Below are 11,678 nucleotides of genomic sequence, written 5' to 3' on the forward strand. Positions count from 1 at the left end.
TCAGGACCCGTCGCGCACCGCGACCTGGTCCACGAACGCCCGGACGCGAGCGCGGAACGCCGGGTCCGCCGCCGGGCCCTGCACCGGCACGACGTGCAGCCGCCGGTCACCACGACGGAGCGCCGGTCCGACGAACACCCCCTCGGTGACGTCCGGGGCAGTGGCTGCCCAGAGGGTCGAACGAGCGCCGTCCGCAGCGGTCCGGGCCAAGCTGCGTGCGACCATGCCGCCGAGGCGCTGCGTCAGGGTCTCCGCCTGGTCGTTCATCCCCGTCGCCGCGATGCCGGGGTGCGCGATCACCGTCCGGATGTCCGAACCGGCAGCACGGAGTCGTTCACCGAGGTCGACGCTCAGCGCTGCGGCCGCGGTCTTGGAGTCGGTGTACACACCGAACTGCGAGTAGTCGTCCGGACCGTCGACCCCGCCGGGACCGGGCACGCGGCGGGTGCGCTGCGACAGGTTCGAGCCGACGAGCACGACGCGGGGCGACGGCCCGCCGAGCAGCGGGAGCATCGCCTCGGCGAGCACGGCCGGCCCGACGACGTTCGTCGCCCAGGTGCGCTCGATTCCTTCGTCGGTGCGCCCGAAGGTGCCGATCGTCGCACCGGCGTTGTTGACGAGGGCGTCCACGGCGATGCCGTCCTCGGCGAGCTGCCGGGCGAACGCCGTGACGGACGCGACGGACGCGGTGTCGACGAGCCGCGCCTCCAGGTCGAGTCCCACGGGGAGGACGCGAGCCGCCTTGTCGAGGTCGCGCACCCCGGCGACGACGCGGGCGCCGGCCGAGGCGAGGGTCGTGGCGACGACGAGGCCGAGCCCACCGGTCGCGCCGGTGACCACCACGGTCCTGCCGTGCTGGTCGGGCATCGCTGCCGGTTCCCACTCGAAGCTGTCCATCGTCGTCTCCTGCTCGTTCGGCGCACCCAATCGGATGATTCATCCGGAACGCTAGCACAACCGGATAGAGTGTCCACATGACGATCGCGATGGCCCGACCCGAGGCGCTGCGCTCCGATGCCCAGCGCAACCGGACGGCACTGCTCGACGTCGCCCGCACCTTCGTCGACCGGGGCGAACCGGCCCTGCTCAACGCCGTCGCGCACGAGGCCGGAGTGGGGGTCGGGACGGCCTACCGGCACTTCCCGAGCCAGCAGCACCTGCTCGAAGCGCTCGCGATCGACGCGCTCGAGGACATGCTCGACCAGGTCCGCGACGCCGTCGTGCTGCCGGACGCAGCCGATGCGCTCCGCGGGGTCGTCACGGCCGCGTTCCGGAGCATGGTGGACGACGCAGCCCTCGGTGACCTGCTGACCAACGGCGGGTTCTCCTGCGCGGACACCGCTGCCCTCGCCGGCGACCTGGTGGTGTCCGTCGACGCGCTGCTCGCGAGGGGACGCACCGAGGGGATCGTCCGGACCGACGTCGACGCCGACGACCTCCGCCGGCTGCTGTGCGGGCTGCGCGAAGCGGCCGTCGCCGGCGGCACCCGGGTCAGCGATCCGGAGCGCTACGTCGAGATCCTGCTCGCCGGGCTCCGTCCGACGAGCTGACCGACGCCCTGATCGCGGCGAGACCGACGAGCGCCCCGAACCCGCAGACGGCCACCGCCGCCACCGCGACCGCGATGTAGGCCGCTTCGGTCGAGGACCCCCGGTAGGGCATGTCGTCGAGCCATCCCAGTCCGGCGATCACGATCACCAGGCCGATCGCGACGCTGCCGGCCACCACCAGCACCGCATCACGGGCGGCCCGGAGCACGGTACGCGAGCGGGGTTCCACGGGTTCATCCTGCCGGGCGGCGACGGGCACTGTCAGGATGGGCGCATGAGCGTCATGGTCTCCGTGTTCGATGCGCACCGCAGCCGTACGAGCGAGAAGTACACCGCGTACCCGCCGGACGTCCTGCCGATGTTCGTCGCCGAGATGGACTCGATGCTCGCAGAACCGGTGCGTGAGGCCCTCGTCGCCGCGGTCACCAACGGTGACACCGGGTACGTCGGCCACGGTCGTGCCCTGCCCGAGGCGTTCGCGGACTTCGCCGAGAGCCGGTGGGCCTGGCGCGTCGACCCCGACCTCGTCCGCACCACCACCGACGTGTCGGTTGCTGCGGTGGAGATGCTCCGCCGGATCATCGAGCCAGGCGACCAGGTCGTCATCATGCCGCCCGTGTACCCGCCGTTCTGGGAGTACGTGTCCGAGGCCGGCGGCACCGTGACCGAGGTCCCGTTGCTCGCACCCGACGGCCCCGCGGACCCGTTCGACACCACGGCCGGTTGGCGGATGGACCTGGACGGCCTCGCGCAGGCGTTCGCCGACGGCGCGCGTACCGTGCTGCTCTGCAACCCGCACAACCCGCTCGGCCTGGTGCACGACCGCTCGTCGCTCGTCGCACTCGCGAAGCTCGCCGCCGAGTGGGACGCCGTGGTCGTCTCGGACGAGATCCACGCGCCGCTCGTGCACGCCGACGCGGTCTTCACGCCGTTCCTGGAGTCGTGCCCCGAGGCCGCCGCGCTCGGGGTCTCGTTGACGAGCGCGAGCAAGGCCTGGAACCTCGCGGGCACGAAGTGCGCGTTGATCGTCGGCGCCTCGGAGCGGGCCCGTGCGTGGTTCGACGCCCTACCGACCGAGGTCGTCGAGCGCACCGGGATCCTCGGGTACACCGCGAGCGTCGCCGCGTTCAGCGAAGGGGGGCCGTGGCTCGCGTCCCTGCTCACCGAACTCGCCGCGAACCGCCGCACCCTGGCCGAGCGGATCGGTGACGTCCTGCCCGGGGCGGAGTACCGGCAGCCGCAGGCGTCCTACCTGGCGTGGCTGGACCTGCGCGCCCTGCCGTGGGGCGACGACCCCGCAGCACTGCTGGTCGACGAGGCGAAGGTGGCGCTCGCCTCCGGCCCGGCGTTCGGACGCCAGGGTCAGGGCTTCGCGCGGCTGAACTTCGGGTGCTCGGGCGAGACCCTCGATGACGGCCTCAGCCGCCTGCACACCGCGTTCCGGCAGCGTGCAGACGGCTGATCGTCGGTCCTACTCGAACACCTGCCAGGCCGGCTTGTTCGCGTACGTGTAGCGGTAGTAGTCGGCGAGCTGCAGACCGGCCGCGGCTTCCTCGTCGACGACGACCGTCGCGTGCTCGTGCAGCTGCAGCGCCGATCCGGGGACGAACGAGCTGAGCGGTCCCTCGACCGCGGCGGCGACCGCGTCGGCCTTGGCGGAGCCCTGCGCGACGAGGACGAGCTGCTGGGCGTCGAGGATGGTGCCGAGCCCCTGCGTCATGCAGTGCGTCGGGACCTGCTCGGGCGAGTCGAAGAACCGCGCGTTGGCGTCACGGGTCGACGGCGCCAGGGTCTTGATCCGGGTGCGTGAGGCGAACGAGGACGTCGGCTCGTTGAACCCGATGTGCCCGTTCGCGCCGATGCCGAGGATCTGCACGTCGATCCCGCCGGCGGCACGGATCGCGGCGTCGTACTCCTTCGCCGCGAACTCGAGGTCGTCGGCACGACCGTCGGGCACCCGCACCCGCGAGGGGTCGAACCCGAGCGGCGCCACGACGTCGCGCGCGATGACGCTGGCGTACGACTCCGGGTGCTCGAGCGGGATGCCGACGTACTCGTCGAGGGCGAAACCGCGAGCCTCGGCGAACGAGATCTCGCCCGCACCGACCCGACGCTGCAGGTCGGTGTAGATGCCCTGCGGGCTGGATCCGGTGGCGAGACCGATGACGGCGGACGGCTTCTTGGCGACGACGGACGCGATCTTGGCCGCGGCGACGCGACCGACCTCAGCCGGCGTGGGCAGGATGATGATCTCCACACGCCCATGCTACTGGTCATGACCAGTCTCCGACAGGGCGGGATCGGTAGCGTGGGGACATGCCCACCCCCGACTTCGTCCTGTCCCTCCGCTCGAGGATCGGCACCGATCCGCTGTGGCTGACGGGCGTCACCGCCGTGGTCACGCGGGGCTCCGGTGCCGACCAGGAGCTCCTCGTGGTCCGTCGTGCGGACAACGGTGCCTTCACCCCGGTGACCGGCATCGTCGACCCGGGCGAGGAACCCGCCGTCGCCGCCGAGCGCGAGGTCCTGGAAGAGGCCGACGTCGTCGCCGTGGCCGAACGGCTGGCGTGGGTGCAGGTGCTGCCGGAGATGACGTACCCGAACGGCGACCGGGCGCAGTACCTCGACCTGGTGTTCGCCTGCCGGTACGTCTCGGGCACGCCGAACCCGGCGGACGGCGAGAACACCGAGGCGTTCTGGGCCCGGCTCGACGACCTGCCCGACATGCCCGCGAACATGCGAGCCCGCGTTGCGGCCGCCCTGTCCGACGAGCGCGAGGCGCGCTTCCAGCGCTGACCCCACCGGACGGGAGGCCCGGTGCCAGGCCGTCACGCGCCTCCCGTCCGCCCGTGGTCGCGCCCACCCCGCGAAAGCGACAGTGTGCCGCCGACCTTCCGCGGGAAACTGTCGCTTTCGCGGAGGGGACGGGCCCGGCCCGGCGAGGACTGTCGCTTTCGCGGTCAGGTGAGCGGGGCGACCGCGACGGGGGCGCCGAGCAGGCGGACGGCGACGGACTCGCCGGCGGCACGGCGGTCACCGACCTCGTGCTGCACGGTCACGACGGTGTCGTCGTCGAGCCGGACCGTGGTGCGGCGGATCGAGCCGAGGAAACTCGACGACACGACGGTGCCGGTGATGCCCTCCGGGGCGAAGGCGACGTCCTCCGGTCGGACGTAGGCGAGCACCGGGCCGTCGGCGACCGAGGCGTCGAGCGCGGGCACGCGGAACCCGTACACGAACACGTCGCCGCCGCGCAGGTCGCCCTGCAGCCGGTTGGACTGGCCGACGAAGTCCGCCGTGAACGCCGACGACGGGGAGCGGTAGAGCTCCTCCGGCGTGCCGATCTGCTCGATGTCGCCGGCGTTCATCACGGCGATGCGGTCGGAGACGGCAAGCGCCTCTTCCTGGTCGTGGGTGACGAACACCGTGGTGATGCCGAGGTCGCTCTGGATGCGGCGGATCTCCTCACGGAGCGAGACCCGCACCTTGGCGTCGAGGGCGGACAGCGGCTCGTCGAGCAGGAGGACGCGGGGCCGCGTGACCAGGGCTCGGGCGAGGGCGACGCGCTGCTGCTGGCCACCCGACAGCTGGTGCGGGTAGCGCTCGGCGAACTCGCCCAGGTGCACCATGTCGAGTGCCTCGACGACGCGGCTCCTGCGCTCGGCGGCGGGGACACGGCGCATCTCGAGGCCGAACGCGACGTTCTGCCGCACCGTCATGTGCGGGAACAACGAGTACTGCTGGAACACCATCCCGATGTCGCGCTTGTTCACCGGGGTGGCGGCGACGTCCTGGCCGTCGATGCGGATGGCGCCGGCGTCGATGGCCTCGAGGCCGGCGAGCGCCCGGAGCGCCGTCGTCTTGCCGCAGCCGGACGGGCCGAGCAGGGACACGAACTCGCCCGGTTCGACGCGGAGCGACAGTCCGGCCAGGGCCCGGTGCGTGCCGTAGTGCTTCTCGACGGCTTCGAGCTCGACGACGGCGCCGGTGGAGGCGAGGGACGCCGGGGCTGCCGGTGCGGTGACGGTCATGCGGACTCCTTGACGCGGGTGGTGCGGACGGTGCGGGCACGGCCGGCACGACGGCCCGTCCCGATGCGGCCGATGACGACGAGCAGCACGAAGCCGAACAGGAGGGCCGCGACCGAGAAGATCGCGGCGACGTACGGGTCGGTCTGCTGCACGAGCACGAGGGCGGTCTGGAAGGTGGTGCGGGACAGGAACGCGGCGAGCGTGTACTCGCCGAGGACCACCGTGATGGTGAGGAAGCACGCGGCGGTGATGCCCCGGCGCAGGTTCGGCAGGAGCACCCGCCAGGTGACCGTCCACCACGAGGCGCCGAGCGACCGGGCGGCCTCGGACAGCACCGTCATGTCCGTCGCGGTGATGGCGGCGGCGATCGGGCGGAACGCGAACGGCAGCGTGACGATGCCGATCGCGAAGGCCAGGGTCCAGGCACCGGACCCGAAGACCCGCGAGACCACCTGGTACACGGGGATGAAGCCGACGACGAGCACCACCACGGGGACCGTGATCGGGACGATGCAGACGAACTCGAGCACGCGGCGGAGCCTCGGGTAGCGCAGCGCCGTGATGATCTGGGCGGGCAGCAGGACGAACAGCACGATGCCGACGGTGATGACCGCGATGAGCAGCGATGCCCCGAGGCCGTCGAACACCGGCTGGTAGGTGAACGCGTTGGCCGGGTCGACGATGGCGGCCCAGTGCGCGAAGGTCAGACCGTCGTCGGTGCCCTCGCGGAAGGTGAACTGCACCAGCGCGGCCAGCGGGACGGCGAAGACGATCCCGACGACCGTGAGCACGGCCGTGGCGGTGCCCCGTGACGGGGCCGTGCCGAAGCGGCCGACGCGGGGCGAGCCTCCCGTCCGACCGGACGCGACCGACGTCGGACGCGACGGCCCCACCGGCGTTGCCGCGCTCATCGCTGCCACCTTGCGGCCCGGCGCTGCAGCAACGAGTACGCGCCCATGACGACCGCCATCACGACGACCATGCCGAAGGCGAGCACGCCGGCGACGTTCTGCAGATCGATGAGGGTCTCGCTGGTGAGCTGCGTGCGGATCGTGAGCGGCACGATGCCGCCCTGCGAGATGAGTGCCGCGGCGGTGGCGAACGACGAGAAGCCGTTCGCGAACAGCAGGAGCAACGAGCCCCAGAACGCCGGTGCGAGCACGGGCAGGGCGATCCGGCGCCAGTACGTGGCGCGGGAGGCGCCGAGGGTGGCGGCGGCCTCGCCCCACTGCGTCTTCACGCCCTCGAGCGCGGGCATGAACGTGAGGACCATCAGCGGCACCTGGAAGTAGACGTAGGGGATGACGAGACCGGGCACCGTGTAGAGGAAGGCGCCGGTCGCGTTGCGGTCCACGTCGACGAGGGACACCAGCCACGTCGTGACGAGACCCTGCACGCCGATCGTGGCGATGAACGCGAACGCGAGCATGACGCCGCCGAACTGGGCGAGGACGCTCGCGGCCGAGTCGATCATCGACCGGACGAGCCCGTCGGGCCGCAGTGCCGACAGTGCCCAGCAGACGAGCGCTCCGATGACGGCGCCGATCACGGCGGACACGGCGGACAGGCCGAACGAGCCGCCGAAGGCCCGCAGGACGGAGGGCTCGGCCAACGCTGCGAGGTTCGCGAGGGTGAACGCGCCGTCGTCGGTGAAGAACCCGCTGCCGACCGCGATCACCGCGGGGACGGCGAGGAAGAGCAGGACGTACGCGGCGAACGGGGTGAGGCCGAGCCAGGCCAGGCCGACGCGGCGCCGGACACGGGGTCCGGCGCCGTGGGTGGCATCGGCGGACGCTCGTGCGGACGTCGGGAGCACGGGGCTCGTCGCGCTCGTCGCCGGTGCGCTCGCCGCTGGCGCGGGCGCGCCCGCCGATGGCGCGGGCGCGCCCGCCGATGCGGTGGTCATGCTGGTCAGGACCCCATGGTCGAGGACCACTTGGCCGACAGCACCTTCGCGGCGTCTGCCACCTGTGCGTCGGTCAGCTCGACGTAGTCCTTCGGCGCACCACCGGCGGCGTCGAGGGCGTCCTGGTCGACCTTGCCGGACTCCTCCAGGGCGGCGAGGGTCGACGGGAACGCACCGGCCTGCAGGTACAGGTTCTGCGCCTCGGGGCTGGCGATGTACTCCTGCCACAGGCGCGCTGCGGCGGGGTGCGGGGCGTCCTTGTTGATGGCCTGCGAGTAGTACGAGCCGAGCGCCTGGCCCTCGGGCACGACGGTCTTCCAGTCCTTGTTGCCACTCGCACCGGCGGCGGGGCCCCAGGCGAGGTTGTTGTACGACCACTGGATGACCACGGGGGTCTCACCCGACGCGACCGTGGCCTGCGTGGGCAGCACGTTCTGGAAGTTGCCGGCCTGCTTGAGCTTGCCGAAGTAGTCGACGCCCTTGGTGATGTCGTCGGCCGAGCCGCCGTTCTCGAGCGCGGCCAGGTACACGGCCGATGCGGCCTGGTTCGCCTGCGTCGGGTCGCCCGCGATCGAGACCTTGCCCTTGTACTCGGAGCCGAGCAGGTCCGTCAGGTCCTTCGGGGCGTCCGTGATCTTCGACGAGTCGTAGCCGATCGACATCAGGCCCGTGTAGTCGCGGGTCCAGGCGCCGTCCTGCTCCTTGAGCGTGTCCGGGATGTCGCTCCAGTTCGCGACCTTGTAGTCCGTCAGCAGGTCGAGGTTCTCCTGCAGCACGGCGTTGCCGAGGTCGAGCACGTCGGGAGCGGTGGACTGCCCCTTCTGCGACTTCACCGCGGCGACCTCGTCGGCGCTGGAGCCGTTCGGGTTCGCGGAGTTGACCTTGATGTCGTACTTCTTCGTGAAACCGTCGATGATCTTGCCGTAGTTGGCCCACGACGGCGGCAGCGCGATGACGTTGAGCTGTCCCTCGGCCTTCGCGGCCTTCACGAGGGCGTCCATGCCACCGGAGGCCTCGGCGCTCGTGGCGGTCTTCCAGTTCGTGTCGTCCTTCGTCGTGCTGGCCGAGCTCGTGGCCGAGCATCCGGCGAGGGTGACGATCGCTGCGGCGGCGAGGGCGATGCCGGCGATGGTGCGCTTGTGCTGCACGGGAGGTGCCTTTCGGGTGGGTGCTGCGGGTGCTTCAGGTGGGTGCTGCGGGTGCTGTGGGTGGGTGCTTCGGGCGGGGCCGCGGTTCTCGGCCCGGGACGATCGTGGAGGCGGCCGGTTTCCGGCCCGTGCTGCGGCGGTGAACGGCTGCGGAACAGCGGGTGCGGCTGTACGATCTCGCCTGGCGGCACGCTCGGTGCGTGCTCCGGTTCACGGCCTGGAGGCACGGATGCAGTTCACGACGACGGTCCTGCTGGCGAGGAAGACGGCGACAGGGCTCCCGGTCCCGTCGTCCGTGATCGATGCGTTGGGTGCGGGGAAGCGCCCGCCGGTGGTGGTCACGATCAACGGCGGCTACACCTACCGGTCCACCGTCGGGGTCATGGACGAGCAGTTCCTGGTGCCGCTGTCCGCGTCGCACCGCGAGGCCGCGGGCATCGCGGCCGGGGACACCGTCGAGGTCACGCTCGTCGTCGACACGCAGCCCCGGGTCATCGACCTGCCCGACGACCTGGCGGCGGCACTGCAGGACGCTGGGGTGCGTGCAGCCTTCGACACGCTGTCGAACTCGCGGCAGCGAGCGCTGGCCGATCCGGTGTCGCAGGCGAAGGCGCCGGAGACCCGAGCGCGGCGCATCGCGAAGGCCGTGGAGGCGCTGCAGGGCTGAGCGGCGCGGCGCGGCGCGGGCGGGGCGGCGGCGTACCTGGTCGATTCGGGCGTACCTGGTCAGAAGTTCCTGGCAGGTATGCCCGAAAGCACGAGGTATCGCGCGCGCTCTGGGAAAGAACGGGCGAGCTCAGGCGCAGAGTTCGACGAGCACCCGCGGGATCTCGGTCACGAGTTCGCTCGCCAGGTACCCGAGGGGCCCGACCTGCACCGCGAGCCGATCACCGGCAGCCGCGTGCACGTAGGACGCCCACGCCACCGCCTGTGCCGGTTCCGCGCCACGAGCGAGCAGGCCGGCGACCGCACCCGACAGGACGTCGCCACTGCCGCTGGTGCCGAGTCCTCCGGAGCCGGTGCCCTTGATCCAGCTCCGCCCCTGGGGAGTCGCGATGGCGTCCCCCAGGGCCACGACCGCACCCAACCGCTGCGCGATCGCCATCGCGTCGGCCACGTCGTCGCCGCTGCCCTCCCGACCGAGGAGCCGTTCGGCTTCGCCGGAGTTGGGCGTCATCACCAGCCGACCCCGGAGCGGTTCCAGACGGTCCCGCACGTCGGCCGCCACCCCGAGGGCGAACGCATCGAGCACGACGGTGGTCTGCGGTCCGACGACGTCGGCGAGCCCGGCCACCAGGTCACGGGTGCCGTTCGGCTCGTCGAGTCCCGGGCCGACCAGCAGCGCGTCCGCACTCGCGGCGGAGGTGGCGATCCCCTCGATCGCGCCCACGGCGACGTGACCGTCCGCGTCTTCGACGAGCGGTTCGACACCGGACTCGGGCACGGCGACCGCGACCTCGTTCGCGATGCTCCGCCCCACCGCGAGGGTGAGCCGCCCCGCTCCCACCCGGAGTGCAGCGAGCGCCGAGAGCATCGCGGCGCCGGGCGTCCGCGCTGCGCCGCCGACCACGAGCACCTGCCCGCGACCGTACTTGCCGGCGCCGGGCTCGGGGAGCGGCCAGTCCCGCAGGAAGTTCGGGGTGACGGTCTCAGCGGACATGCTCGTCGTCCTTCCGGCCGGTGTGCGCCGTGACCTCGTCGTCGTCGAGGTGCCCGACGGAGGAGAACTCCTCGAGCACCCACGGTGCGCCCGCCCGCTCGCGGCGGAGTCGGGTGAGGGAGGCGTTCGCGACCGCGTGCGTCCGAGCGAACTCCATGAGCGCCGGCTCGTCGAGGTCGAGGCACACCGCCACGACCAGCATCACGACGGCATCGTGCGCCGCGACGACGAGCCGCTCGGTGCCCTCGATCCGTTCGACGTCGACCAGTGCCGATCGGAGCCGGAGCATCACGTCGGCCCAGGACTCGCCGCCCGCTGGCCGGTGGTAGTACTTGCCGAGCCACTGCCGTCGACGTTCCTCGTCGGGGTACCGGTTCCGGACACCCTGCAGGGTGAGCAGGTCGAGCACACCGAGCTCGCGGTCGCGGAGCCGCTCGTCCACCCGCCTGTCGGGCTCGGCCAGCCCGCCGGCCCCGAGCGCGATCTCGATGGTCTGCTTCGCACGCAGGTACGGCGAGACCCACAGCGCCACGGGGACGTCGTCGATGCCACGATCGGCGAGTTCCTGTCCGAGCGACCGCGACTGCGACTCGCCGAGCGGGCTCAGCGGGACGTCGGCGTCCCGGTACTCGACGTCGATGACGTCGTCGCCCGCGGCCTCTGCTCGGGCGGCGGCGACGTTCGCGAGCGATTCACCGTGGCGGACGAGCCAGATCTCCTGCACTGCCATGCCGCCACGCTAACCACGCCGCGCTGAGCCGGCTCACCGACGCCCACCGACTGCGGTGCGGCGGGCGCTCCGGACCGGGCGGATCGCACACGGCAACCCCGCGGCGCGGAACCGGAGCGCCAGCGCATCGAGGTCGAACAGGTCCCGCCACTCGAGCCGGATGATCGTCCGCACACCCGGCACCGTGAGCAGCCTGGCGTGGCGACGTTTCTCGTCCAGGAACACCTCGGTCTGGCTGCGACCGCCGAAGTACCGGTCTTGCGTGTACTTCGCGCGTCCGTCGATCTCGACGACGACGCCTTCTGCGGGGAACCAGAAGTCGACGGCGGACCGGCGACCGTCGACGACGAACTCCTGCTGCAGCACGGGAGCGGGCAACCCGAGCTCGCGGAAGACCACGCGCGCGAGTGACTCCGCCGGCGACCCCGAACGCCCGTCGGCCAGGTCGAGGACCTGCGCGGCCCGGGCCCGCCCGCGAGCACGCGGGTGCACCGCTCGCCACAGCTCGTCGCGCTCGGTCCCGTTGCGCAGCGCAGCGTCTGCCACGACGACCCCCGTACGCAGGTCCCCGCTCATCGCGATGTCGATCACCGTCCGCGGGACCGCGGTCACGGCGAGGTCGCCGATCCGGACCCGTTCGGCGCCGGACACCG

Annotated in this window: 14 protein-coding genes; 4 read left to right on the forward strand and 10 right to left on the reverse strand. The window is 72.0% G+C overall.

Annotated features, from left to right (window positions below; genetic code table 11):
* Entirely contained in the window at positions 1-897 is an 897-nt protein-coding gene (locus EDF23_RS13665) for an SDR family NAD(P)-dependent oxidoreductase (RefSeq protein ID WP_131921945.1), read from the reverse strand.
* A gap of 77 nt (positions 898-974) precedes the next feature.
* Between EDF23_RS13665 and EDF23_RS13670 the strand changes: the two genes are divergently transcribed.
* Entirely contained in the window at positions 975-1,550 is a 576-nt protein-coding gene (locus tag EDF23_RS13670) for a TetR/AcrR family transcriptional regulator (RefSeq protein ID WP_123671477.1), read from the forward strand.
* Here the strand turns inward: EDF23_RS13670 and EDF23_RS13675 are convergent.
* Positions 1,492-1,779, reverse strand: coding sequence for a hypothetical protein (locus EDF23_RS13675; RefSeq protein ID WP_123671476.1), 288 nt, complete (start codon positions 1,777-1,779; stop codon positions 1,492-1,494). The two genes, EDF23_RS13670 and EDF23_RS13675, sit on opposite strands and share 59 nt — an antisense overlap.
* Before the next feature lie 45 nt (positions 1,780-1,824).
* Here EDF23_RS13675 and EDF23_RS13680 point away from each other — a divergent pair, with 45 nt between their 5' ends.
* Complete coding sequence (locus tag EDF23_RS13680; RefSeq protein WP_131921946.1) at positions 1,825-3,012, forward strand: aminotransferase class I/II-fold pyridoxal phosphate-dependent enzyme; 1,188 nt, start codon at positions 1,825-1,827, stop codon at positions 3,010-3,012.
* 9 nt (positions 3,013-3,021) lie between these two features.
* Here the strand turns inward: EDF23_RS13680 and nagB are convergent, their stop codons facing one another.
* The gene (gene nagB, locus EDF23_RS13685) at positions 3,022-3,807 is read right to left on the reverse strand and encodes a glucosamine-6-phosphate deaminase (protein WP_111085323.1); all 786 of its coding nucleotides are present in this window, start codon (positions 3,805-3,807) and stop codon (positions 3,022-3,024) included.
* Between the two features lie 59 nt (positions 3,808-3,866).
* Between nagB and EDF23_RS13690 the strand changes: the two genes are divergently transcribed.
* Complete coding sequence (locus EDF23_RS13690) at positions 3,867-4,346, forward strand: NUDIX domain-containing protein (RefSeq protein ID WP_123936898.1); 480 nt, start codon at positions 3,867-3,869, stop codon at positions 4,344-4,346.
* 164 nt (positions 4,347-4,510) lie between these two features.
* Here the strand turns inward: EDF23_RS13690 and EDF23_RS13695 are convergent, their stop codons facing one another.
* Genes EDF23_RS13695 through EDF23_RS13710 form a run of 4 tightly spaced genes read right to left on the reverse strand, consistent with a single transcriptional unit; the run spans position 4,511 to position 8,635 of the window.
* Positions 4,511-5,581, reverse strand: coding sequence for an ABC transporter ATP-binding protein (locus EDF23_RS13695; RefSeq protein ID WP_131921947.1), 1,071 nt, complete (start codon positions 5,579-5,581; stop codon positions 4,511-4,513).
* On the reverse strand, positions 5,578-6,492 hold the full coding sequence (locus tag EDF23_RS13700; RefSeq protein ID WP_131921948.1) for an ABC transporter permease subunit: 915 nt from the start codon (positions 6,490-6,492) through the stop codon (positions 5,578-5,580). The genes EDF23_RS13695 and EDF23_RS13700 overlap by 4 nt, the downstream gene beginning before the upstream one ends.
* On the reverse strand, positions 6,489-7,487 hold the full coding sequence (locus EDF23_RS13705; RefSeq protein WP_131921949.1) for an ABC transporter permease subunit: 999 nt from the start codon (positions 7,485-7,487) through the stop codon (positions 6,489-6,491). Before EDF23_RS13705 ends, EDF23_RS13700 begins: the two co-directional genes overlap by 4 nt.
* Positions 7,488-7,492: 5 nt before the next feature.
* A complete protein-coding gene (locus tag EDF23_RS13710) occupies positions 7,493-8,635 on the reverse strand; it encodes an ABC transporter substrate-binding protein (protein ID WP_131921950.1) in 1,143 nt (380 codons plus the stop codon).
* Positions 8,636-8,864: 229 nt separating this feature from the next.
* Between EDF23_RS13710 and EDF23_RS13715 the strand changes: the two genes are divergently transcribed.
* Entirely contained in the window at positions 8,865-9,302 is a 438-nt protein-coding gene (locus EDF23_RS13715) for a YdeI/OmpD-associated family protein (protein WP_123936903.1), read from the forward strand.
* Positions 9,303-9,431: 129 nt separating this feature from the next.
* Here the strand turns inward: EDF23_RS13715 and EDF23_RS13720 are convergent, their stop codons facing one another.
* Genes EDF23_RS13720 through EDF23_RS13730 form a run of 3 tightly spaced genes read right to left on the reverse strand, consistent with a single transcriptional unit; the run spans position 9,432 to position 11,676 of the window.
* Positions 9,432-10,295, reverse strand: coding sequence for an NAD(P)H-hydrate dehydratase (locus EDF23_RS13720; RefSeq protein WP_131921951.1), 864 nt, complete (start codon positions 10,293-10,295; stop codon positions 9,432-9,434).
* Entirely contained in the window at positions 10,285-11,025 is a 741-nt protein-coding gene (locus tag EDF23_RS13725; protein ID WP_131877565.1) for a histidine phosphatase family protein, read from the reverse strand. The genes EDF23_RS13720 and EDF23_RS13725 overlap by 11 nt, the downstream gene beginning before the upstream one ends.
* 33 nt (positions 11,026-11,058) lie before the next feature.
* A complete protein-coding gene (locus EDF23_RS13730) occupies positions 11,059-11,676 on the reverse strand; it encodes a hypothetical protein (RefSeq protein WP_131921952.1) in 618 nt (205 codons plus the stop codon).
* Positions 11,677-11,678 lie beyond the last annotated feature (2 nt).

Source organism: Curtobacterium sp. PhB128, from assembly GCF_004340725.1.
Taxonomy (GTDB): Bacteria; Actinomycetota; Actinomycetes; order Actinomycetales; family Microbacteriaceae; genus Curtobacterium.